Genomic DNA, 23,611 nt, shown 5'->3' on the forward strand with positions numbered 1-23,611 from the left:
GTAATCTGGCTTCATGATCGATGTCGGAGCTTTGCGGGCGCTGCGTTCGGTGGCCGCTCTCGGAACGTTGGTGCGTGCCGCCGAGGAACTCGGGTTCACAGCGTCGGCGATATCGCAGCAGATCAAGAGACTCGAGCGTCAAGTCGGTGTACCGGTGCTTGCGACTGCGGGCCGCGGAGTTGTGCTCACTCCCGCGGGGCAGGCCATCGTCGATTCGGCGCCGGATGTGTTCGACGCGCTGGAGCGTTGCGTCGAAGCAGCACAGTCGGTTTCGATCGGTGCGCCGCGCGGTGTACTACGTGTGGTGGCATTCTCGACGGGAATCCGGGGGCTGCTTGCGCCGGCGATCGTGCGATTGGCCGCCGAGTGTCCGGACTTACAGGTGCGCGTCACCGAGCAGGACCCCGACCTGGCGCTGCACAGCGTCGACGCCGGTACAGCCGACTTTGCGGTTGTCCACGATGCCGATGGATTGCCGCCCTCGCTCCCTCCGTCGCTGGCCGAGCGTCACGTTCACACTGATGTAGGCGATGTCGTGATGAATCGGACGCATCCACTCGCGCAGCTCGACCGACCTCTGACAAGTGCCGACCTAGCGGGCCACGCGTGGGTGACAAGTCCACCGGGAACCGTGTGTCACCAATGGTTTCGACGGTTGTTCGCCGATGTGGGCGAAGATGCCGACGTACGACACCTGGTCGACGATTTTGCCACGCAGCTGTCGCTGGTCTCTTCGGGACAGGTGATCGCGCTGATTCCTCGCCTTGCCCGCCCGCCCTTGGGAGAAGAGTTGGTGTCTCGGCCATTGGCGCGGGCCCCGAAGCGTGAGGTGCATGCAGCGTGGCGGCGCAGCGCGGATTCCAGTCCGGCGATTCGGGTACTGCTCGAAGCCCTCGATCCGGCAACTCCCGGTGACAGCTCAGGGGGCCGCAGCGATTGATTCGCTATGTCCTTCTCCGAGTGGGTCTTCCCATGTGGTCCACACGTCCGGGCCGAGTTCGATCTCTGCTGTGGTGAGTAGGCAGTCATCGAGTTCTTCGCGTAGTCGAGCCGGGTCGATGCCCTGGCCGATGAAGACGAGCTCCTGTCGGCAGTCGCCGACGGGTTCTTCCCACTTGTCGAGGATTCCCGAACGACGGTAGTCGTCAGCGGGCCAGAGATCGTCGGAAAGAAACTTCCACCATCGCCCGACGTACCCGTGCCGGATGAGATGCCCGGCCTGAGAAATACTCCCGATTTCGGTGAACCGGAATGCATTCCAGTAGTAACCCTTGGCCCGAAGTAGCCTTCCGTTTGTCCACTCGCTGCTCAGGAAGTCATGTAGCCGTTGTGGGTGGAAGGGTGCGCGCTCGCGGTACACCACCGAACTGATTCCGTACTCCTCGGTTTCGGGGGTGTGTTCACCTTGAAGTTCTTGTAGCCAGCCAGGGGCCTGCGCTGCTTTCTCGAGGGAGAACAAACCGGTATCGAGAATGGTGTCGAGTGGGATTCGGCCATGAGTCATCGGCACTATCGCGGCAGTGGCGTTCAAAGATCGTAGGACTGCGGTCAGTTCGATCAGGTGTTGTGGCGTCACGAGATCGGCTTTGTTCACCAGGATGACGTCGGCAAATTCGATCTGGTCGACCAGCAGATCCGCGATGTCGCGTTCGTCTTCCGGGGCATCGGATTCGACGCGACCCCCAGCCGTGTAGTCGCGCAGAAAACTGTTGCCGTCGACGACGGTCACCATGGTGTCGAGTCGGGCGACGTCAGCCAGGGCGTGGCCGTCGGTATCGATGAAGGTGAAGGTCTCTGCGACGGGCAGTGGTTCGGAGATGCCCGAAGATTCGATGAGAAGGTAGTCGAAGCGACCGTCAGCGGCCAGCGCCGCTATCTCAGCGAGAAGATCTTCACGCAAAGTGCAGCAGATGCAGCCATTGGTCATCTCGACCAGCTTCTCCTGGGATCGACTCAGCGATATCTCGCGCTCGACTTCTGCACTGTCGATGTTGATTTCGCTCATGTCGTTGACGATCACCGCCACTCGTCGACCCTCGCGGTTACGCAGGATCTCGTTGAGGAGTGTCGTTTTCCCGGCTCCCAGGAAACCTGAGAGCACCGTGACCGGAAGTCGTGTGTCGACCATTGTCTTGAGTATCCTTCCGCGTAGTGTTGTACCGCTGCGGTTTTGGCGGCGGTCATACGACACCCTGTGATCGCATGACCGCCGTCTGCATGGCTGGAAGATCAGGTCGCCGGCTCGAGGTAGCCCTCGAAGAGGTCGACCACGACGCTGCCGCCGTCGGTATCGCGCCCGAACAGTTCCTCCGCGGCGAACTTCACGTGGTACGTGGGTTCTTCGCCGGCGTCGTTGCGCCCGTGACCGATTGCGTCGGGGAACGGCCACTTCTCGGTGGTCCGATGCGAGATGGTTCCTACCCGTCCACGGCAGTAGGCGGGCATGCGAACATGCCCCGGAACGTACTCGTCGCGCACGCGTACGCGCTCACCAACTTCGAAGGTTGTCGTGTCGGTGGGCGCCGGTCGGCCTTCGGATTCACTGGGTCGTGACAACGGGAACGGCCCGCCTGCAAGGGTTTCGAGCTCGTCTTGCGTCAGGATTCCCTTTTCGACCATCAGTGTCGCAACGCCGATGACGTACCTCTCGTAGTACGGGGTCATCATGTAGTGCCTGGGCTCCATTCGCTCGACGACGTATCGAACTTCGTCGACGCTGAAAGCGCCGAGTTCAGCGACACCGGCGAACATCAGGCTGTAAGGCAGGTGTTCCCACTCGGCGTGAAAGGTCGGGCCGATGTCGGCGTTGACGGTATGCGGGACTTTGCCGAAGCCTTGAACTCCGGCAAGATCGTGTACTCCATCCATGGTGTGCTTCCTTCTTGTCGGGGTGATCAGACGGTGGGGACCTGCGGGATTGCGACACCGATCAGGGCGTCCTTGGTGACGATTTCTTGCAGCTGTTCCTGGCTCCAGCCTTCGGTGCCGACGGGACGTTGCGGGAGGACCATGTAGCGAGTTTCGGCGGAGGTGTCGTACACGCGGATCTCGACGTCGGCCGGGATGTCGGTGCCCATCTCGGAGAGAACCTTTCGTGGTTCGCGGACCACGCGCGCACGGTATTCGAAGCTCTTGTACCAGGTGGGCGGCAGGCCGAGAATCGGCCACGCGGTGCACGAACACAGCGAGCATACGATCACGTTCTTGAGCGTCGGTGTGTCTTCGACGGCCACGATGTACTCACCCTGAGGGCCGAGATAGCCGTACTGGGCCACTGCCGCAGTGCCATTCGTGAGGAGTAATTGCCGAAATTCGGGGTCGGTCCAGGCTCGTGCGACCAACTCGGCGCCCCGCTTGGGGCTGAAGTCCTCTTCGAAGGTCTTCTTCCACCCTTCGACGTAGCCTTCGGGAACCAGACCCTTGCCGTCGAGTGCGCGGAACAATGCCCACGCGCGATCGGAGACAGGTGCCTGGGCTGGTGCCGCATTCTCCGTTGTGTGGTCGATCGTTACTGACATGTGTTTCACCTTTCCTGTGGGGGCTGATCACGTGTGAATCGGTGGAAGGACTGTGGATGTGCGGCGAGCCGGCGCCGGAAAAGCGCCCCGAATCTTCTCGAACGCGCGACCGACCTGCAGAACCGTCGCGTCGTCGAAACGCTTGCCGGTGATCATCATTGCGGTCGGAAGGCCGTTCACCAGGCTTGCCGGGACTGAGAGAGAAGGGTGGCCGGTGACGTCGAATGGTGCTGTGTTGGCGACCATTCCGAGGGCCTTGGTGATGAAGGTCGCGCGGTCGACATCCGCAGCGGGCAACTCGGATGCAACGTACGGCAATGTGGGCATCACCAGGACGTCGTACTGTTCCAGCGCGGCGTCGTAGGCGGCGCGGGCGTGGGGTACCAGGTTGCGGGCTTTTCCATAAGTGGCGCCTGCGAGCGCGGTAACACCGTGATGTCCGGTCAGCGCGACCAGTTTGACAGTTTCCGACAAGTCATCGGCATGCTGGATACGCCGAGCAGCGAAGTGTGCCATCAGTTCCGGGTCGTAGAGACCTTCGGCGTTGAGTCCGTATCCGTTGCCGTCGAGCATCTGGTACGCACCGCCGTCGGTGGCGATCACATTCCAAATGTGGAAGGCATGCACGTGCCAGGGAATGCTCACTTCCTCCACAATGCATCCGGCCTCGGTCAAGCTGTACGCGGCTGATCGGATGGCGTCGTCGACCTCCGGTTGCGAGATGGCCTGACCGAATCCCTCTCGCACGACGCCGATCCGCATCCCCGCCACGCCGGACTCGAGGTTTGACAGATAGTCGCGCACTTCGAGATTCTCGGGCTGTCGGGGGTCGTTACCGTCGCGCCCGGCAATGACCGAGAGCATCAGTGCCGCATCGGCGACGCTGTGAGTGATGGGTCCGAGATGGTCGATGGTGCGCTCGATAGGGAAAGCGCCCGTGTAGGGGACGAGCCCGAATGTGGGCTTGTGTCCGACGACGCCACAGAATGCGGCAGGGATGCGAATCGACCCACCCTGATCCCCGCCGATAGCAATGTCAACGTCACCGTTGGCAACGAGAGCCGCACTGCCACCTGATGATCCACCGGCTTCACGGTGCGGGTCCCATGGGTTGCGGACGGGCCCGCTTGCCGGGGTGAAGCTGGAACCGGAGAAACACAAGTCTTCGCACACAGCTTTGCCGGCGACCGTCGCCCCGGCCGCGAGTAGTCGGGTGACGACAGTGGCGTCGCGGGAGGGAACAAATCCCTCGACTGTCCGCGAACCGTTCATCATCGGCACGCCCGCCACGCTTACGTTGTCCTTGATCGCCACTCGACGATCATTTAGAGCTCCGCCTGATGTCGGAAGAATGTCGGTTGTCACATACCAAGCACCCAAAGGATTTTCGGTGGATCCAGGTGTCTGGTATTCGCGGGATATCGGCGTCGGCGCTGCTTCGTCGGCATACAGTTGATCGACAGCGTCGTAGGAGCCGAGTGCTCCGTCGATCAGGACGGGCCACTCCCGCTTGGCCGTATCGTCGAGCGTGATGCCGTAATGCTCTGCGGCAGAGGCTATCGAGTTGTCGTCTGGTCGAACTATTGCCATGAGAAGTGTGCTCCTGATCTGGTCAGTTTGTGGCGTCGCGCAGCATTCCGGTGTGCGGATGACAGTTGATGTACTCGTAGTGCTGTGCGTCCGCGTCGAATACCGAGACCTCGTGGTAGAGGCGGAGTTTCTCCAGGTTTTCGGCCACCCGAAAGAAGGTGGTGAAAATGCGTAGATGGGTCGGGTGGGACTCCGACCAGCGCTCGAGATTGTCGAGCGAGGCCCAGTGGCCGATGTTGTAGCTCAGGTCGAGATAGTTGCCGTCGATGTCGATATTGCGTACGAATCTGTTGCTGTAGCAGCCAACTGCGGGGCCGTTGTCGCGGAGGAAGTCCATGCCCGCCTCGAGTGTCGGCAGGATTTCGTCCAGATACAGACTGCGTTCGTCTGCTTCGGCATCGGCCCAATCTTGACCGGATCGAATCAAGGCGATGTTGTCGTGTCCGCGCACCACCACACGGCCACCGGCTGTGGGATCACCGGCGACCACGCGGAGTTCACCGGACGGCTGCATCCAGTCGGTCTGGGAGATCGGAAATCGTTCGCGCATCGAACCCCAGTAGCCGTGTTCGTTTATGTCGCCGCTGATCCCGTCCATAACCGCTCCGACGCCGGGGAGATCGTCTTGGAACGCGTACAGCGTTTCGAACTGCTCGGCCCGCGGTGCCACGATCTCGCGGAAGAAACCCAAGCCGTCCGACAAGCGGTCAGCAGATTCCCACCAGTCCGCCACGGCAGGGGACTTGCTCCAACGTTGTTGGGACACAGGGTCGCTCCAGTACCCTACGACAATCAGGTTCTCGTAGCCTTGATTGTCGAGGTGGTGGGTCAGATCGTGGTGTAACGCGCCGTCGGTCAACTCGAGACTGGCAACTATGTGACGCATGGCTGCCAGTGCGTCCGAACGCTGTTCATCTCCTCGGAACTGCACGCCGAAGTAGCCCATCATCACTTGCTGCAATTTCTCGTCCGAGCGTCCCACCCACATGGGAAATGGGGGTGCGTATGTGTCGGGAACCCTGCGGGTCAGGGTCCGAGGGCATTTGAGATGTTCACTGATCGCAGATTCCATGAGCACTCCATCCGAGTAGGTCATTCCTCGTTGCCTGACGCTTCGGCAACGGCGTATCGAAAATCTACGCCCGCAACGCGCGGCAAACTTGACCAGAAATGCCAGAAACATGGACCTCAGTGCCAAGAACCCCGGATTACTTCTGTCGGCGCCGAGTTTCCGTGACGGTCTCGAATAAGTAAGTGACGCAGCAGGTTACGTGCGCGTTACCGACTGTTGCCTGAGTGAGGCAGGGTTCGCGGAATCGAGTGTCGCAGTGAGAGATTCCGAGCGGTATCGGCGAGGACTCATCCCGAACTCTGCTTTGAACGCTCGACTGAACGTAGAGGGGTCCGTGAATCCCCACCGGTGAGCAATTTGGCTCAATGACCGCTCTGCGGTGCCGTGTCGGACCATCTCTCGGCGACATACTTCGAGTCGGCGACGTCGAATAGAGCGTGACACCGTCGTTCCGTGCTCGGCGAAGACCCGGTGCAACTGTCGAATGGAAACTGAGACCGATTCTGCGATGTTTACCGGCGACAGCGACGGGTCCTCGATCCGGTCGTCTATGACCGAAAGTGCCATCTCGTACAGGTCGTTCCGATACGAGGCGACCGGGCGGATTGTGGTGTGCAGGAACGATTTCACCAAACCGCTTATTTCCTCGATGATCTCGGCCTCTGCGCCGGCGACATCGGATGCCATGCGGACCGACGCGAGATCGTGAAGAAAGCGACCTAGAAGTCCACTCACGCCGGTGTGACCGTCGAACGCAATAGCGGTCAGGTTCCGGATTTCAGTGTCCGCGAGCGCTAGCGACGGCCTCGGCCAGGTGAAGACCTCGAGTCCCCAGAACCCGTCGTCGGGATGTCCCTCGAACTGCCAATCGAAAGGGCGGGTGGTGTCGTACAGAACGTAGTCACCACGTCTCAGTACACACTCGCGCTCATCCTGCCGCACTATCGCGCTACCACGGCGAATCATCCCGATTTGCAGGTAATCGGCGCCGTCGTCCCTGATCAAACTGTTGCTGCGCACTATGCGTTGTTCCATCGACTGAACGGCAGCAACCTTGACGTGGGCAAGCTGAGCTGATTGGACAGCCCCGGTGAAACGTGTGCGGTCGTCGATATCGGATACGTCCAGAGCGACAAAATGTTCGCGCAGTAGGTCTGCCCAGTCCCCCGCGATAGTTGCCTTTGTCGGAAGCGGAACGTCAGGTTTCTCGAGCATTGAAGGGCACCTCCTCGCAGAAGAATCGAGTTGTTCGGTTGGCTAAACACCGAATGTGCCTAGTCTGCAGTTGATCCCGAACGAGTAGGTACGGGGTTCGCTCTGTGGGAGAAGACTAGTCCGCTGTGTGTGAGGTGTCGATCGATATGGCTCGTAATTCTCACTCGACCGTTCGCGTTGGAAAAAATTGTTTGCCATACAAACAACACCAAGTTATTGTTTGTCATACAAACAAGTAGGAGTGCGTCCATGGCCACCGAAGCAGTACCGGCAGCGCGAGCAACACGGCAATCCGGGAAGCAGACCCGTCAGGCTCTGTTCGACGCGGCCACGGAACTGTTTCTCGAGCATGGTGAGTGCGTGTCCATCGCTCAGATCTGTGCGGCCGCCGGCGCCCATCCCAATCAGGTGACGTACTACTACGGATCCAAAGAGAAGCTTTTTGTCGAGGTCGCGTGCGCTGCTGTTCTCCGCGCAGGTAAGCGTGCCGAGGTTGATGCCGCTGACGCCGCGACCGTCGGTGACTACACCGAGAATCTTGTGGGATCGCTGCTCGGCGCGGGAGCTCCGAGCGTCGAGATCTTTGTCGAAGCCATGATGATGACGGGGCGACGCGGCGAGCTACGCGATCTCATCTCGGATACTCTCCGCACTTTGCACTCCTCGGGCGAAACTGCACTCCTGCGAACCTTGGTCCGTACCGGCTGGCAGCTGCGCGCGGGCATCGACGTCGAATCGAAGGCCTTCTGGTCCGCGATCTTCGGCCTCGTCATCCAGAAGACGGCGACTGGCGAGAGCTTCGGCTACTCGCTCGAGGAAGCAGTTGCCGTCATCTTCGCCACCCTTCAGATACCCGACGCAGTACTGAACAGCTCGATGGAGTGAAACTCTCTCTCCATCAAGACTTTTAAGGATTTGCCGATGAACATCGTTCGCGTATTCGACAGCAATGTCACCAAGACGCCCGACAAACCGTTCCTGATCTCAGGTGGTCACGAACACACGTATCAGCAGGTTCAGGACGGAAGTCGGCGAGCTGCCGCGTATCTGGACAAGCTGGGTGTGGAACGCGGCGATCGAGTAGCCCTGATGTGCTTCAACACACCAGGTTTTGTCTACGCGATGCTGGGAGCCTGGCGACTGGGCGCCGTTGTAGTTCCCATCAATCACAAGATGCAGACACCCGAAGTTGCATATGTACTCGGGCACGCGAAGGTATCGGTGTGTGTTTTCGACGGTGAACTGGCACCGGTCGTCAGCCGGCTCGACACCACCGCGAAGTTGGTCAGTACCGACTCTTCCGCAGACGGTTTCGACTTCTTCGACGACGCCATCACCAGCGTGGACGGTGTGGACGGGATCGAGATCGACGAAAACGATCCCGCTGAAATCCTGTATACCTCAGGTACTACCGGGGCGCCGAAGGGCTGCGTCCACAGCCACCGCAACGTGGTCGGCGTGGCTGTCACCGCCGGTCTTGCGGTCTCGACGACGCGTGACGAGCGACTGCTCATGGCTGTTCCGATCTGGCACGCCTCCCCGCTCAACAACTGGTTCATGTCCACCCTGTACATGGGTGGAACGGTTGTGCTGGTGCGCGAGTACCATCCGGTCACCTTTCTGGAAACTGTTCAGGAACAACGTATTACGCTCTGCTTCGGGCCACCCGTCATCTACACCACGGCGCTCAACATGGTCCCGAACTTTGCCGACTACAACCTCGGCAGCGTGCGCGCGTGGTTGTACGGCGGTGGCCCCATCGGTGCCGACGTCGCCCGCCGACTCGTGGAGTCCTACGGCACCACCGAATTCCGTCAGGTCTACGGCATGACCGAGACCGGACCCGTCGGAACAGTGTTGTATCCCGAAGAGCAGTTGACCAAGGCAGGGTCCATCGGCAAGTACGCGCTCGCCGGTGTGGATCTACGGGTGGTCGGTGATGATGGAACCGACGCCGCGGTTGGGCAGATCGGTGAGATCTGGTTGCGTGCCGACACCGTCATGCAAGGTTATCTCGATGATCCCGAAGCAACCGCCGCCGCGTTTGCCGACGGAGATTGGTATCGCACAGGCGATCTCGCGCGCACCGACGAGGACGGTTATCTCTTCATCGTCGATCGCGCGAAGGACATGATCATCACCGGCGGCGAGAACGTCTACTCCAAAGAGGTGGAGGACGTGATCTCTGGGCACCCCGATGTTGTCGACGTCGCAGTGGTAGGCAAGCCCAACGAGGAGTGGGGCGAAACCGTCGTTGCGCATGTCGTGTGGCGTGAACCCGGCGTCATCGATGCCGACGACATCAAGAGCTACCTCTCGGACAAGCTGGCGCGCTACAAGATTCCGCGTGAGGTGGAATTTGTGACCGTGCTCCCGCGTACACCCACCGGCAAGATCCAGAAGCACCTCATCCGCAGTGCGAGCTGAAAGGTTTGTCATGACTGAACTTTCCGAAAACACCGTCACGCATCCGGCCCCGCATCGCACGCATGCAGTGCTCAATCAGTCGGTGCCGCGTACCGACGTCAACGAGTACCTTCTCGACACCGTGCTTGCCGAGGGCGTCGTACGTCACGATGCAGACTGGGCAACAGAGGAACTCACCGGAATCGGTGAACTGGTCGGCAGCGCAGGCTTCCAGCACGACGCCGAACTGGCCAACACCGTCATCCCCGAACTGCACACGTTCGACCGCTGGGGCAACCGTATCGACGAGGTGGAATACCACCCGTCGTACCACCGCATCATCTCGGCTGCAGTCGCGCACGGTGCGCATACTTCGGCGTGGGAAAACCCCAAGCCTGGTGCCAATGTTGCTCGCGCAGCGGCATTCATGCTGTTCTCGCAGGTTGAGCCCGGTCATGCGTGCCCCATCTCCATGACGCACGCCGTAATCCCCTCACTGGAATTGCAACCCGACGTTGCTGCCATCTGGACGCCGCGCGCACTCTCGCGCAGCTACACCCCCGAATTGGACGCCCCCGGAAAGGCATCCGCCATTTTCGGTATGTCCATGACGGAGAAGCAGGGCGGCTCGGACGTACGCGCCAACACCACTATCGCCAAGCCGGCCGGCCGCGGCGGTCCGGGTGCCGATTACCTGCTCACCGGCCACAAGTGGTTCTGCTCGGCACCGATGTCCGACGCTTTCCTGGTTCTCGCTCAGGCTGAAGGTGCTGCAGGTGAGGGGCTTTCGTGCTTCTTGCTCCCGCGCATCCTGCCAGACGGCACCCGAAACGTCTTCCGCATCCAGCGTCTGAAGAACAAGCTGGGCAACAAGTCCAACGCGTCATCCGAGATCGAACTCGACGGCACCGTCGGCACCATGATCGGTGAGCCTGGCCGTGGAGTGCGGACCATCATCGAGATGGTGTCGCAGACGCGCCTCGACTGCATTCTCGGCAGTACCGCCGGTATGCGTCAGTCCGTCGCCGAAGCAGTGTGGCACGCCCGTCACCGCAGCGCTTTTGGAGCCGTTCTGGCGGATCAGCCTGCGATGACGTCGGTGCTGGCGGACCTGGCGCTCGAATCCGAGGCCGCGACCATCACCGCACTGCGGTTGGCACGTGGACAGGACAACGACGCAGACGAGCAGGAAAAGGCATTCCGTCGCCTCGCGACAGCCGTCGCGAAGTACTGGATCTGCAAGCGCGGCCCGCATCACTCGTACGAGGCTCTCGAGTGCCTCGGTGGCAACGGATACACCGAGGACTTCCCGCTGGCTCGTCGCTACCGCGAACAGCCCGTCATGGCCGTCTGGGAGGGTTCAGGCAACGTCATCGCGCTCGACGTTCTGCGCGCGATGACTCGTGAACCCGATTCTGTCGCCGCCTTCGATCACGAGGTCAACCTCGCTCGAGGCAACAACCCGGTTCTCGATCAGCACCTCGACCGGGTACGACGCCAGCTCGGTGAGCTCGCCACGATGGCACCCGCTGACGCGCAGCTGAGGGCTCGGACCGTCGTCGAAGCTATGGCGCTCGCGCTGCAGGCGTCGCTGATGGTGCGTTACTCACCGGCCGCGTCGTCCGAGGCGTTCATTGCCGCTCGCCTGGGTGAGGATCGTGGCCATGAGTACGGAACCCTCCCAGTGGGAACTGATTTCGCAGGAATCCTCGCTAGGGCGTAACCGCCCGTGCGCCTTTCTGGTAGTTCCAGCTACCAAAAAGGCGCACAGGCCGTTAGGCCAAACCGCTCAACGCAGGTGCCGTGTTCTCATCGCGCCACCCGATTGCCTCGACGAGGGTAGTCAGGTCGTAATCCGGCCCGCTCGAACTGACTGTGAAGAGAGTGACGCCGTCGGCCACGAGGTCGGCGGCGTTCTCCAAACCGGGCAACGGGGCGGAATGTTCCACGTCCATAGGATTGCGTCCGACGGCGGCGCAGTGATCGGCCAGGATGTCGGACTTACGCAGGTGCGTCTCGCGGTCGCCGAAGCTGTGCCACACATCGGCATACTCGGCGACCAGTCGTAGGGTCTTCTTCTCGCCGCCACCGCCGATCAGGACCGGGATATTGCGGGTCGGCGGTGGGTTGCCGCCGGCCAGTCGCCGCGTGATGCGCGGCAGGTACTCGCCGAGCAGTTTCAGGCGTGAACCCGGGGTGCCGAAGTCGTATCCGAACTGGTCGTAGTCCTTCTGGAACCAGCCGGCGCCGATGCCGAGGATGAGTCGTCCCCCGCTCATGTGGTCGACAGTGCGCGCCATATCGGCCAGCAGATCGGGATTGCGGTAGCCACCCCCGGTGACCAGGGCTCCGATCTCCACACGTTCGGTCTGCTCGGCCCAGGCCCCGAGCATGGTCCAGCACTCGAAATGAGCTCCGTCGGGATCGCCGGTCAACGGGTAGAAGTGGTCCCAGTTGAAGACGATGTCGACCCCCGCGTCTTCTGATCGCAGAACCGCGTCGCGGATCAGCCCGTAGTCGGGTGCGTGCTGGGGTTGGAGTTGAACACCGATGCGTACCGGACGAGTCATGCCGCGCTCCTGCCGAGAGGAAATGGTTTCTCCCTTCATCATGGCTGGGAATGCCCGGTTGCCGCTACGTGTGTGCGGCACCGACCGCTTCGTGCACCCCCAATTCCTCGAGTAAGCGGGTACGCAAAGCTGTATATCCCGGTTGCGCAGGATTGCGCGGCTGCGCGAACGAGACGTCTTCGAGGATGCTCAAACGACCGTCGCGCAACACCGCAATACGATCCGCGAGCAGGATTGCTTCGTCGATGTCGTGAGTCACCAGCAGCACTGCCGGACGATGTTTGCGGCACAGTTCGGCCACCAATGCCTGCATGCGGAGTCGGGTGAGCGCATCGAGCGCCGCAAACGGCTCGTCCAGCAGCAACAGTTGGGGGTTGCGTACCAGGGCTCGGGCTAATGCGACACGTTGCGCTTCGCCGCCGGACAAGGTTGTTGGCCAAGCCCGTTCGCGCCCGGCTAGTGAGACTTCGGCCAAGGCAGCGGCCGCGGCTTCCCGATTCTTCCGGGTAGCACGCTGACCGAGGATGACGTTGTCCTGGACGCGCTTCGACGCAATCAGGCGAGGCTCCTGGAAGACGACCGTCCGGGCGTCCGGTGCAACTACCTCTCCGGCGTCGTAGCCCTCGAGACCGGCAAGAATTCGCAGGAAGGTTGTCTTGCCACTACCGCTGGCTCCGAGGAGTGCTACGAACTCTCCCGGTCTCACGTCGAGTGAGAAACCGTCCAGGATTGTGCGATCACCGAAAGTCTTGACGACACCGCTGGCACGGATGCCGGTGTCGGATGCTCGAACCGTCATGCGGACTTCCCCCATTGCTTGTACGGCATCAGGATTCGCTCGAGACCTCGAACGAGAAGATCGACCGACAGGCCCCAGATCGCGTAGATGATCACGACAACTACCAGGATGTCGGTCTGGAAATACTGCTGAGCTGAGGTCATCAGGAAACCCAGACCCTTGGGGGCATTGCTCAACTCGGCGACGATGAGCGCGAGAAGCGACACCGACAGCGAGACCCGCAGTCCGACAAGCACCGAAGGAATCATCTCCGGCAGAATCACCTGACGGATCAATCCGATGCCACGGAGTCCGAATACTCGTCCGGCCTCGATGACTTTGCGATCGACGTTGCGCACGCCGCTGTGAGTGTTGATGTACAGCGGAAACAGTGCTGCTGCCGCGATGATGATGATCTTGGGTCGTTCGTCGATGCCGAACCACAGGATCAGCAACGGAGTGATTGCCAGAAACGGGATGGTGCGGAGCATTTGAAGCGTCGGGTCGAGGAGTTTGTCGGCCAGAGCAAACAGACCGGAGACGATGCCGAGCGACAGTCCCAAAGCGCCGCCGATGGCAAATCCGATGGCAACACGGACAAGAGAAACCGAGAGATTCTCCCACAGAACACCTGTCGTCAGAAGTTCGACAAATGCCGACCACACCGACCACGGTGACGGAAAGGTCTTCTCGTCGATCTTGCCGGTGGCAGATCCCACCGCCCACAAGGCGAGAAGGGCAACCGGAACACTTGCGCGCAGCGCGACATCGGTCAATCGTGAGCGTCGCCGCCGACGGGTGGGTACCGGCGCGAGATGCTCCGGCGCTCTCACCGTGGGCAGTGCCGGTGCTTCCACACTCATGACACTGCCCAAGTTGTGACATCGAAGGCGTTGGGGGCCTTACCGGACTTGACCAGGAAGTCGAGCGTCGAACGGACCGTGTTCAATCCGTCCGGGTCAACGGGTTCGCTCTGGAAATTCCACAGCGTTGCTTCCTTGACCACATCTACCGGCGAGCCGGTGGCATCGAAAACGAACTGAGCATAGGCGTCGTGGTCCGCATCGATTGCCTTGTCGCCGGCTTGAATGACCTCCCAGACCGCCTTTGCCAGTTCGGGATTGGCCGTAAACGTCTCACGCGAAGTCAACGCGACGCTGGTGGCCAGCAGATCGGGATCGTCGACGCTTGCCTTGGACAGAATGGGAAAGTTGATCTGCTTGCGCCAGATCCCGGCCGTGGTAGCGGGAAGTGGAACGGCGTCGATGTCGCCGCGCTGCAGGGCCGGAAGCGCGTCGGCGAAGAGCAAGTTCACCAACTCCACCTGATCGCCAACACCGGCACGTTCGAGTACGGCACGCCCGTACTTGTCGAAGTTGGAGCCGAATTGGAGTCCCACCTTCTTTCCGGCAAGATCTTCGATCTTCGACACTCCACCTTCGCGGCCGAGGAACCAGATATCGGACGCGGGCTTGTCGATCACCAAGGCGGGCACATCGATTCCGCTGGCCTTGGCCTGAACGGCCGGAGTGTCGCCGATCAGACCAACCTGTACGTCGCCGGTCTGCAATGCCTGCACTACCGGCGGACCGTTGTTGAAGCCAACGAAGGCTTTGTACTCGAACCCGTACTTCTCGAGAATGGGCTGCGCCAGACCCTCGTGGACGGCGTAACCGAACGAGGTTGTGTCCGTCGGGGATTTACCGGCCGCACCGTTCCACGGAGCGCCGACTGTCAACGGGACCAGGGCCGCCGACGTACCCTCGGTTGCTTCCGAGGTCGACGAGCACGCGGTGACCGTTGCGAGGAGTGCGATTCCCAGCAGTGCGGCAAGGCTTTTGGTGCGAGTGCGGATGGTCATGGTGTTCTCCTGGCGTTCTGAGCAAGCTGGTGATAGTCGGCTGTGGATTGTGTCGGGTGAGGGGACGATTTACGCCACCCGACGCGTTCGCGGTACATCCCGAGCAAGTTCTGCCCGAGGAGGTGCTCTTCGTCGAGGAACTCGGAGCCCTGCGGTTCCGGTGTGCGTGAGGGCGAGACGAACATGGCGTCGGCCGGGCAGTACGCCTCACACTGGAAACACGTCTGGCAGTCCGAATGCCGGGCGATCACGGGTGGGGCATCCGGGACGGCATCGAAGACGTTCATCGGACAGATCCGGACGCAGATGTCACACGTGGTGCACCGGTCGGCGTTGATGATCTCGATCATGACGCACTCCCCTGCGCTGCCAATGTGATACCGACGCGGGGTAATTCGGTATCCGGCTCCACCCAGATATCGTTCAGCCCGCCGCTGAGTAGTCGGTGGGCTTGACGCGAATCCGCGTCCGGGAAATCGGTGCGGGTATGCATGCCACGGGTTTCGGTGCGCGCCATGGCCGTACGTACCGCCCACCGGCCCATCGCCAGCATTCCCGCGCTCTCGCGTTGCGCGATGGCCTCCATGCCGGAGTATTCGGTGCTCGGGGCGGAAGATGCACTCTCCCATAGTCGATCCAGACGAGCTGCCGAGTCGGCGAGTCCGTCGTTGCTGCGGAAAACTGCCTTGTCGATCGGCAGCATCTCGGACTGGATCGAGCGAACGGTATCGTCGACGCTGGTGACACCTCGACCACGAATGCCGACGGTTCCGGACGGTTCGACATCGAATCGGGTTGGTAATCCACGATGTGCGGAGAATCCGGCTGCCGCGCGTCCAGCCCACGTCCCGGTCGCGATGGCCCAGGACAGATTGGGTCCGCCTGCGCCGGTGGCCGCACCGACTATGCGGTCGCGTGCCGCGATATCACCGGCCGCATACAGTCCGGACACTCCCGTCGACGCCTCGTAGTCGAGAATGTGGATGCCGCCCGTGCCCCGGACGGTTCCCTCCTGCACCCAGTCCATCGGGAACCGTTCGGTGAAGGGATCGATCCCGAGCTTGTCCGTCACCATGAAGAAGTTGGGCATCGCAGCGCGCAGCGCCGGCCACATCTCTTTGCCGAACTGAGTGAACTGTGCGGTGATCGTGCCGCGCAGCGAAGCGCCGAGAAGCTCTGCGCGGCTTTGGTGTAGGTCGTGATACCGGATCGGTTCGCCGCGGTGATCCCAGTACGAGGCGGAGACGAAGAATCCGTTCTTATCCATGCTGGTTCCGAAGGGCACCATTCCGTAGAAGTTCGAGAACTCCATGCTGGAGAGATGTGCGCCGACTTCGACAGCCATCAAGTGCCCTTCACCGGTGTTCACGTCACCGCCGAGAGAGTGGCTCTTCCACGTGGTGCCACCGGTCGCGAGGATCACGGCGCCGGCGTCGACGCGCCAGGGCCGTTTGACCTGACGCTGGTAACCCGTTGCACCGGAGACAGTTCCGCTGGAATCGACTAGTAGCTCGAGTGCCGGGCTGTGGTCCAGCACGTGGACTCCGGATTTCTTGACCTTTCCACGCAGGAAGCGGAGGTAATCGGGAGCGGCACCGGAAAATGACCGTTCGCCGGGACGGGCGCCGAACAGCGAGCCAGGACTGCGTGGGTTGGCGCTGGGTTTGTAACCCCATTCCGGTATGAGAGCTGTTCGCTCCCAAGCCTCGTCGAGAACCGCTTCGGTCCAGACTCGATCGGTGATGAATCCACCGGATCGTTCGCGCCGCGAGATCTCTTCGTCGCGGCGTTCCGGAATCGGGGGCACGAGCCAATGGCCGACACCTGCCGTCGCGGCTACACCGCTCGCGCCGACATAGCCCTTGTCTACCAACGCGACACTGGCGCCGGACTCGGCTGCGGCCACTGCCGCCCAGGTTGCTGCCGGTCCGCCGCCGACAACCAACACATCGGTCGACACCTGCAGATTCTCGGAATCGTCCGTGACTATCTGTCCGTGAAAGCGAGGGAGTGAGCGCGCCATGACAGCGCACCTCCATTCTGAAATGCGTGAGAAGAGAGGGGGCTACGAGTTATTCGCTCTAGCTACACGAAGACGGCAGAGACGCCTCGAGGCGTGCGAGGCGGTCGGTGATCTTGGCCAGTTCCGTGAGGATCGCAGCTTGGCCGGCCGGCGCATATCGGTTTGTATGGCCGACACCAACTTCGATCAGGCCGAGGGCTTGGTGAGTGGTCACCTGGAAGAATCCGAGGTGGTCCAAGACGTCGGCGGCGTAGCCCGTGGATGCGTTTGCCAAGGCCCACACCAGGTTTGCGCCGTTCACGACGGAGTTCCCAGCCAAGTGTGCGTCGGCCACCGCTGCTTCGAGAATCACGCGGGCCGCGGGGCCGTACGTGACATCGCTGTCGTCGACCGGTGCCTTGTCTGGCACCACCAGATCAAGAGTCTTCTGGATGGATGCGCGGGTAAGCCCGAGGTGGTCGAGGCCGCGCAGGATGAGGTTCTCTTCCTCGTCCAGGAGGGCTTGCAGCAGATGTTCGGAATCAACTGCCAACGAACCTTTTCTGGCCGCAGCAGCCGGAGCCAGGGATATCACCGATGCCAGGTGCGGGCTGAACGGCAGATCGGTCTCGATGTGCTCGGTGATGCGTACCGAAGAATCGGGTGCTTCGCGATCGAGTGCCCCGCGCAGCGCCATTTGGCAGATCGCCGAGATCGGGAGTTGCCGGGCGCGTATCGCGGCCGCGAGATCATCCGGAACGTAGACGTTGATTTTTTGGCATCTGCCCCGGCCTCTCTCGTAACTCGACACTCTGACCTGCACTGATGTGCATAACCCCATATAACCCCCACTGTGTGGCGACGACAATGGCGACTGCCGTCGATTCGGCGGAAAAGTGCTGCTCACGGGTTTAGTTCAGCCTGGTCCGAATCGCCCGGTTCAGGTCTGGGTCTGCCCACAGCAGACAATCGGGCTTCCGGCGCCGCTACGACGGTAGGAATGGATTCATGACTACTCCAACCTCCACCGACGCCGGTTACCGTGACCTGCTGACCGACAGGCTCTTTCGCCAACGAACCATCTTGCTGACCGGTGAGGTGAACGACGACATGGCCGAGCGCGTGTGTTCGGAACTGGTACTTCTTGCCACAACGGACCCCAAGCGCGACATCGTGCTTTACATCAATTCACCCGGCGGATCGGTATTTGCCGGACTCGCCATCTACGACACCATGAAACTCATCCCCAACGACGTCGTGACGGTCGCGATGGGCTTCGCCGCCAGCATGGGCCAGGTGCTCCTCTGCTCCGGTACACACGGCAAACGAATCAGCTTGGCGCACAGTCGCATCATGATGCACCAGCCGTCCGCGGGTATCGGTGGTACCGCGGTGGACATCGCGATCCAGGCCGAGAGCCTCGAGTTGATGAAGCGTCAATCGCAGGAAATTCTGGCCGCCGAAACGGGCCGAACCGTCGAAGAAATCGAGATCGACAGCGACCGGGATCGCTGGTTCACCGCCGAACAGGCTCGCGAATACGGAATCGTCGACCGCGTCGTGACGAACTTCGCCGAGATCGCGCCCCAGGCTACCTTCCCCAAGATCGGATTGTGACGTCATGTCCCAGTACACGATTCCCAGTGTCATCGAGCGAACGCCAACGGGTGAGCGATCTTTCGACATCTTCAGCAGGCTGCTCAACGAACGCATCGTCTTTCTCGGCACGGAGATCGACGACGGCGTCGCCAACGTCGTGATGGCCCAGATGCTTCACCTGCAGGCCGACAACCCGGACCGTGAAATCGGTTTGTACATAAACTCTCCCGGCGGTTCCACCACTGCGATGCTCGCGATCTACGACACGATGCAGTTCTTGAAACCCACGATTTCGACGTACTGTATGGGCCAAGCTGCGTCGGCCGCTGCGGTACTGCTTGCCGCCGGCACTCCGGGGCATCGACACGTTCTCGCCCATTCGCGGGTGCTGTTGCACCAACCGTCGACGCAAGGTAGTGGCACCATCTCGGATCTGGCGCTCCAAGCAGCTGAGATCCTGAGAATCCGCGAGCAGACGGAGACGATCTTGAGTAAGCACACCGGTCAGAGCGTCGAGCGACTTCGAAAGGACACCGATCGGGACCGGATTTTCACCGCCGACGACGCAATTTCGTACGGACTCGCCGACACCGTGATCGAAGGGAACGGACTACGCCGCCATCAGGACGGGGCCGGAGATCGGGGCCGGAGAGTGGCCGAAGGTGACGGAATTGAGTGCAACTATCCTGTTGCCCGCTCGGAACAGCAAGTGCTCCAGCGGCATTCCCAGTGCTTCGCAGATCGCGCGCAGGATTTCCGACGACGGTTCCTTCTTGCCCCGCTCGATCTCGGAGAGGTACTGCTTCGACATCCCGACCTCAGCCGCGACGTCGCCGAGTGTCCGGTCCTGATCGCGTCGGACCTCACGCAACACTCGTCCGTATGCTTCGCGAATCAGTGGCCGCTTACGCGCAGCGACGGCCGAGTCGGGGAGTTCCGACCCATCCTTGACCAGGACCAATCTGCGCTGCGCATCCATACGCCGAGTATTCCAGCCGACCGGTTCGCCCACTACCGGGTTCGCCGAGGGCAGAGAGGACTCAGTCGGTTCGAACACCACCGGCAAGGAACATCGCGCGTAGTACGAAGGCAGCCTCGGGCCCGATGATCTCGCCGACCAGCGTGAGATAGCGGTCGACGAACTCGGGCCCGTGGGAGGCCTCGTCGGAGTCGGGATTGCCGAGGTGGTGTGCGAGTTCGTGTAGGACAACGAATTCGCGTAATGCCCACCGGCCGTCTCGATCCTCCGGGACGGCGATGGTGTTGTTCGCATAATGGGCGGCAGTGTTGCCGGCGCGGGCGCGCACCATGACCGAAACACGTGCGCGGGGCCAGGATTCCCCCACCCAGTTCAGCGCAAGAACCTGATCGCAATACGTCTGCACCGATTCCACGGAACCGAATTTGCGCTCGACCGGCAGTGTGATGGTAGATCCCAGAACTTCGATGCTACGTGTCCCCCGCTGGTCCGCGCGGTCGAACATGGTGCGCACCAAGGTTTCTGCCTCGTAAACGGCAGACCGCTGATTGTCCCTCATGAATCGAGCTGCCCGCGCACCCCGCCGATTTCCGGGAGGTTTCCCAGCCGTGCGGAGCGCGCAGCACGATCACCCGCCTGGCGTGCATGCGACGAATGCCCGGCACTGGCCCGGCCGCCGCCCTGCCACGTACCGCGCGCCTTGGAGTTGGACGAGTAGAAGTCTTTGAGTTCGATTTCCTTGTTACGCAACACCAGTGCGGTTTCCGAAGATGAAGCAGTAGAAACCGTTTCCGTTTCCTTCTTCGTTTCCGCCAACCGGGCGCCGATGCGCGCCGCATAGGCCATCTGGAAGTTGAGCCGTGCGGTTACTCCGGCAACAGGTTTGCGGACCTGTGTGCTGACACGTCGTCGTCCGCGAGTTTCGACGACCGTCCGCACGGACGTCTCACCGCGGTACGCGCCGGAGCGCACATACGCGTCGGAATCACGCACCATCTGGAACAGCAGGCTCGAGTACAGGGCCTCACACACGTCGATGTCGCCGGCAAATCCGTAGGCGAAGATGACGGCAGACGTCTGCGCGATGTCGCACTGCACGTCGTTCGCGGCGGCGATGGCGATGAACAACTGCGCGTAGGTCCGCAATCCGCGCTTGCCTGGCTCACCGATCGTGATGAGACGTTGGGTGGGCGTCGCCCGTTTTTCCGACGACGCTGTATGCGCACGGGCCACCGCCAGGTCGATGGCCGAGTTGGTGGCCAACCGCTGCGCGGCCGCCATGAAGGCTTCACCTTCGTGGGGATTATCGGTGGATTCTGCCTGGCGCAGCAGAGCACCGATGCGGGTCAACATCTTCTCCGAACTCACCGCAGAAGGGTACTCCCGGATACCGACAGCGGCGCTTATGCTGCTGGGGCACACACTCACCCTCAACTTGGATCGTCCGGCACGTTCCTGCCGGTAGAAGGGATCAACCCGTCATGGCTTCAGTGACATTCGAGGGAACTACCTGCCTGTTCCCCGGATCGAATTCCCCCGCAGTCGACAAGCTCGACCTCCAGATCGAGGACGGCGAGTTCCTTGTTCTCGTCGGACCGTCCGGTTGTGGAAAGTCGACGACGCTCCGCATGCTGGCGGGCCTCGAGGAGGTTCACAGTGGCCGCATTCTCATCGGCGACCGCGACGTCACGGGTCAGGAACCCAAGGAACGCGACATCGCGATGGTGTTCCAGAACTACGCGCTGTACCCGCATATGACGGTCGCCGAGAACATGGGATTTGCGCTCAAGTTGGCGGGCACCAACAAGACGGAAACCCGGGCTCGCGTCGAGGAAGTCGCCAAGATGCTCGACCTCGAGCCGTACTTGGATCGCAAGCCGAAGGCGCTGTCCGGTGGTCAGCGTCAGCGAGTTGCCATGGGCCGCGCCATCGTCCGCCAACCGCAGGTGTTTCTGATGGACGAGCCGCTCTCCAACCTCGACGCAAAACTGCGGGTGCAGACGCGTACGCAGATCGCGCAATTGCAGCGACGCCTCGCGACCACGATGGTCTACGTGACGCACGATCAGGTCGAGGCCATGACCATGGGTGACCGCGTCGCCGTCCTCGACAAGGGAATTCTGCAGCAGTGCGCGTCGCCACGGGAACTCTACAACCGGCCGAAGAACGTGTTTGTTGCCGGTTTCATGGGCTCGCCCGCGATGAATCTCTTCACTCTTCCGCTCACCGATCGCGGTGTGGCGTTCGGTGACGTGGTTGTTCCTGTTTCCCGTGAAACATTGAACGGCACACCCGAGACCGAAGTTGTGCTCGGAATTCGTCCGGAACACCTCGAAATTGCCGCCGCGGGAATTCCGATGGACGTCGACGTCGTCGAAGAACTCGGATCCGATGCCTACGTCTACGGCCGCACGACTATCGGCGGCAGCCCACAACAGATCGTGGCGCGAGGCGACTGGCGTAATCCGCCGCAGAAGGGTGATCGCGTGAATCTTCGCGTCGACCCGGGCAAGGTGCACATTTTTGCGTCCAGCGACGGCCGTCGCCTCGGCTGATTCGACGCTCTAATCCGACACATGAACGATTCAGGTTCGCCGTAATACCAACAAGTAGGGGTGTCTCGTGCCACAGTAGGGGCCGATGCCGGGAGCCGGCACTCATGGCGCATGCCGTGACGTCGGCTTCCGGGATGTCTTTTGTCGTATACAAGCGGGGAGCGAATCCATGGTTCTGAACTCGAAGGCGATGCGTCGGGCTGCAATTGCAGCGTCGGCAGTGTCGATGCTGGTACTGGCCGGTTGTTCGTCCGATTCGGACAACGGCGGCGACACCACCACCACAGCCGCATCCGGGGGATCGTCCTCCAGTGAAGGCCGCGGCCCCATCACGATCGTCGAGGGCCAGGATGCCCTGAATGAGGCGCTCGAAAACATCATCACCGACTGGAATGCCGAGCATCCGGACGAAAAGGTCACCCTGAAGCCGCTGGCGAAGGAAGCCAACGCCCAGGTCGACGACATCACCCAGCGCATGCAGGCCAAGAGCGACGAGTACGACCTCATCGGCGTCGACGTCGTCAACACCGCGCAGTTTGCTGCCAACGGATGGCTGGCTCCGCTCGAGGGTGACCTCGCGATCGACACATCGGGCCTCCTCGAGTCCACGGTCGCGTCCGGCACGTACAACGGCAAGCTCTACGCAGCGCCCAAGAACACCAACGCCGCGTTCCTGTACTACCGCAAGGACCTCGTCGAGAAGGCTCCCACCACGTGGGCCGAGCTCAAGGAAAACTGCCCGAAGGCTGTCGAAGCCGGCATCTCCTGCTATGTCGGTCAGTTCAAGAACTACGAAGGCCTGACGGTCAACACCACCGAGATCACCAACGCTTACGACGGACCGTGGGTCGCCGCTGACGGCATCACCCCGGCGATCGACGACAAGACGAAGGAAGGCGTGCAGTTCATCGTCGATTCCTTCGCCGACAACACGATCCCGCAGGAAGCACTGACCTACTCCGAGGGCGAGTCGCAGAGCGCCTTCGGCGAAGGCAAGGCCCTGTTCATGCGTAGCTGGTCCGGCTTCTCGGTCGACGGCGAAGAGACGTCGGTCGCCGGCAAGTACGGCTACACCGTCCTTCCGGGTGTCGACGGACCGGGCGCGTCGACGGTCGGCGGCTACAACGTCGGTATCAGTGCCTTCTCGGACGCTCCGGCCACGGCACGCGACTTCCTCGAGTTCATGCAGACCAAGAAGTCGCAGACGTACTTCACCGCAGTCGGCGGCGCACCCGTCCTCTCGGCTGTCTACGACGACCCGGCAGTACTTGCAGAGTTCCCGTACTTCGCGACACTGAAGGAAGCGCTTGCCACCGCGCAGCCGCGTCCCGTCACGCCGTACTACACGCAGGTGTCGAAGTCGATTTCCGACAACACCTACGCTGCTATTCGCGGCGAGAAGACCGTCGAGCAGGCTTTGGCGGACACCAAGGCCGGCATCGAAACAGCCGGTAACTGATCTACCA

23 protein-coding genes and 1 pseudogene are annotated in these 23,611 nt (G+C 61.6%); 8 read left to right on the plus strand and 16 right to left on the minus strand.

What is annotated here, in order from left to right:
- Positions 1-13: 13 nt before the first annotated feature.
- Positions 14-940, plus strand: a complete 927-nt coding sequence (locus V2B23_RS04235; protein ID WP_430949204.1) for a LysR family transcriptional regulator — start codon at positions 14-16, stop codon at positions 938-940.
- Here V2B23_RS04235 and V2B23_RS04240 read toward each other — a convergent pair.
- The 6 genes from V2B23_RS04240 to V2B23_RS04265 form a co-directional block, all read right to left on the minus strand.
- Positions 920-2,128, minus strand: a complete 1,209-nt coding sequence (locus V2B23_RS04240) for a GTP-binding protein (RefSeq protein ID WP_430949205.1) — start codon at positions 2,126-2,128, stop codon at positions 920-922. The two genes, V2B23_RS04235 and V2B23_RS04240, sit on opposite strands and share 21 nt — an antisense overlap.
- Positions 2,129-2,229: 101 nt before the next feature.
- Positions 2,230-2,868 (minus strand): nitrile hydratase subunit beta, encoded by a 639-nt coding sequence (gene nthB / locus V2B23_RS04245; protein ID WP_430949206.1) that lies wholly within the window; start codon positions 2,866-2,868, stop codon positions 2,230-2,232.
- A gap of 26 nt (positions 2,869-2,894) precedes the next feature.
- Entirely contained in the window at positions 2,895-3,518 is a 624-nt protein-coding gene (gene nthA / locus V2B23_RS04250; RefSeq protein WP_430949207.1) for a nitrile hydratase subunit alpha, read from the minus strand.
- A 27-nt stretch (positions 3,519-3,545) separates the two neighbouring features.
- Positions 3,546-5,108: an amidase gene (locus V2B23_RS04255; protein WP_430949208.1), complete on the minus strand. Its 1,563-nt coding sequence runs from the start codon at positions 5,106-5,108 to the stop codon at positions 3,546-3,548.
- Between the two features lie 22 nt (positions 5,109-5,130).
- Positions 5,131-6,180 (minus strand): aliphatic aldoxime dehydratase, encoded by a 1,050-nt coding sequence (gene oxdA / locus V2B23_RS04260; protein WP_430949724.1) that lies wholly within the window; start codon positions 6,178-6,180, stop codon positions 5,131-5,133.
- A gap of 195 nt (positions 6,181-6,375) precedes the next feature.
- Positions 6,376-7,395 (minus strand): helix-turn-helix domain-containing protein, encoded by a 1,020-nt coding sequence (locus V2B23_RS04265; protein WP_430949209.1) that lies wholly within the window; start codon positions 7,393-7,395, stop codon positions 6,376-6,378.
- Between the two features lie 249 nt (positions 7,396-7,644).
- Here V2B23_RS04265 and V2B23_RS04270 point away from each other — a divergent pair, with 249 nt between their 5' ends.
- Genes V2B23_RS04270 through V2B23_RS04280 form a run of 3 tightly spaced genes read left to right on the plus strand, consistent with a single transcriptional unit; the run spans position 7,645 to position 11,524 of the window.
- Positions 7,645-8,280 carry a TetR/AcrR family transcriptional regulator C-terminal domain-containing protein gene (locus V2B23_RS04270; RefSeq protein WP_430949210.1) on the plus strand — a complete coding sequence of 212 codons (636 nt, stop codon included), beginning with the start codon at positions 7,645-7,647 and terminating at the stop codon, positions 8,278-8,280.
- 36 nt (positions 8,281-8,316) lie between these two features.
- Positions 8,317-9,822, plus strand: coding sequence for a class I adenylate-forming enzyme family protein (locus V2B23_RS04275; RefSeq protein ID WP_430949211.1), 1,506 nt, complete (start codon positions 8,317-8,319; stop codon positions 9,820-9,822).
- A 10-nt stretch (positions 9,823-9,832) separates the two neighbouring features.
- Positions 9,833-11,524 (plus strand): acyl-CoA dehydrogenase family protein, encoded by a 1,692-nt coding sequence (locus V2B23_RS04280; protein ID WP_430949212.1) that lies wholly within the window; start codon positions 9,833-9,835, stop codon positions 11,522-11,524.
- A gap of 52 nt (positions 11,525-11,576) precedes the next feature.
- Here V2B23_RS04280 and V2B23_RS04285 read toward each other — a convergent pair whose 3' ends face one another.
- The 7 genes from V2B23_RS04285 to V2B23_RS04315 all read right to left on the minus strand — a co-directional run bounded on the left by V2B23_RS04285 (position 11,577) and on the right by V2B23_RS04315 (position 17,709).
- Positions 11,577-12,371 (minus strand): LLM class F420-dependent oxidoreductase, encoded by a 795-nt coding sequence (locus V2B23_RS04285; protein ID WP_430949213.1) that lies wholly within the window; start codon positions 12,369-12,371, stop codon positions 11,577-11,579.
- Positions 12,372-12,435: 64 nt separating this feature from the next.
- Positions 12,436-13,170 carry an ABC transporter ATP-binding protein gene (locus V2B23_RS04290; protein ID WP_430949214.1) on the minus strand — a complete coding sequence of 245 codons (735 nt, stop codon included), beginning with the start codon at positions 13,168-13,170 and terminating at the stop codon, positions 12,436-12,438.
- Positions 13,167-14,012: an ABC transporter permease gene (locus V2B23_RS04295; RefSeq protein ID WP_430949215.1), complete on the minus strand. Its 846-nt coding sequence runs from the start codon at positions 14,010-14,012 to the stop codon at positions 13,167-13,169. The genes V2B23_RS04290 and V2B23_RS04295 overlap by 4 nt, the downstream gene beginning before the upstream one ends.
- Positions 14,009-15,010 (minus strand): ABC transporter substrate-binding protein, encoded by a 1,002-nt coding sequence (locus tag V2B23_RS04300; protein WP_430949216.1) that lies wholly within the window; start codon positions 15,008-15,010, stop codon positions 14,009-14,011. The genes V2B23_RS04295 and V2B23_RS04300 overlap by 4 nt, the downstream gene beginning before the upstream one ends.
- The gene (locus V2B23_RS04305; RefSeq protein WP_430949217.1) at positions 15,007-15,360 is read right to left on the minus strand and encodes a 4Fe-4S dicluster domain-containing protein; all 354 of its coding nucleotides are present in this window, start codon (positions 15,358-15,360) and stop codon (positions 15,007-15,009) included. Before V2B23_RS04305 ends, V2B23_RS04300 begins: the two co-directional genes overlap by 4 nt.
- A complete protein-coding gene (locus V2B23_RS04310; RefSeq protein WP_430949218.1) occupies positions 15,357-17,033 on the minus strand; it encodes an FAD-binding protein in 1,677 nt (558 codons plus the stop codon). Before V2B23_RS04310 ends, V2B23_RS04305 begins: the two co-directional genes overlap by 4 nt.
- Positions 17,034-17,091: 58 nt before the next feature.
- Positions 17,092-17,709, minus strand: coding sequence for a Clp protease N-terminal domain-containing protein (locus V2B23_RS04315; RefSeq protein WP_430949219.1), 618 nt, complete (start codon positions 17,707-17,709; stop codon positions 17,092-17,094).
- A gap of 311 nt (positions 17,710-18,020) precedes the next feature.
- Between V2B23_RS04315 and V2B23_RS04320 the strand changes: the two genes are divergently transcribed.
- Positions 18,021-18,629, plus strand: coding sequence for a ClpP family protease (locus V2B23_RS04320; RefSeq protein ID WP_430949220.1), 609 nt, complete (start codon positions 18,021-18,023; stop codon positions 18,627-18,629).
- Between the two features lie 4 nt (positions 18,630-18,633).
- A pseudogene (locus tag V2B23_RS04325) lies at positions 18,634-19,209 on the plus strand (ATP-dependent Clp protease proteolytic subunit); the annotation flags it as partial.
- A gap of 12 nt (positions 19,210-19,221) precedes the next feature.
- On the opposite strand, the gene V2B23_RS04330 reads toward V2B23_RS04325, so the two are convergent.
- From V2B23_RS04330 to V2B23_RS04340, 3 genes are all read right to left on the minus strand, one after another.
- Positions 19,222-19,590, minus strand: coding sequence for a helix-turn-helix domain-containing protein (locus V2B23_RS04330; RefSeq protein WP_430949725.1), 369 nt, complete (start codon positions 19,588-19,590; stop codon positions 19,222-19,224).
- Between the two features lie 61 nt (positions 19,591-19,651).
- Positions 19,652-20,149, minus strand: coding sequence for a TIGR04338 family metallohydrolase (locus V2B23_RS04335; RefSeq protein WP_430949221.1), 498 nt, complete (start codon positions 20,147-20,149; stop codon positions 19,652-19,654).
- Positions 20,146-20,958, minus strand: a complete 813-nt coding sequence (locus V2B23_RS04340; RefSeq protein WP_430949222.1) for a DUF2786 domain-containing protein — start codon at positions 20,956-20,958, stop codon at positions 20,146-20,148. The genes V2B23_RS04335 and V2B23_RS04340 overlap by 4 nt, the downstream gene beginning before the upstream one ends.
- Positions 20,959-21,071: 113 nt before the next feature.
- Between V2B23_RS04340 and V2B23_RS04345 the strand changes: the two genes are divergently transcribed.
- Together V2B23_RS04345 and V2B23_RS04350 are read left to right on the plus strand one after the other, a co-directional pair.
- Complete coding sequence (locus V2B23_RS04345) at positions 21,072-22,145, plus strand: ABC transporter ATP-binding protein (protein WP_033237063.1); 1,074 nt, start codon at positions 21,072-21,074, stop codon at positions 22,143-22,145.
- A gap of 169 nt (positions 22,146-22,314) precedes the next feature.
- Positions 22,315-23,604, plus strand: a complete 1,290-nt coding sequence (locus V2B23_RS04350; protein WP_430949223.1) for an ABC transporter substrate-binding protein — start codon at positions 22,315-22,317, stop codon at positions 23,602-23,604.
- Positions 23,605-23,611 lie beyond the last annotated feature (7 nt).

It is taken from the genome of Rhodococcus sp. 24CO, from assembly GCF_050586165.1.
Classification (GTDB): domain Bacteria; phylum Actinomycetota; class Actinomycetes; order Mycobacteriales; family Mycobacteriaceae; genus Rhodococcus_F.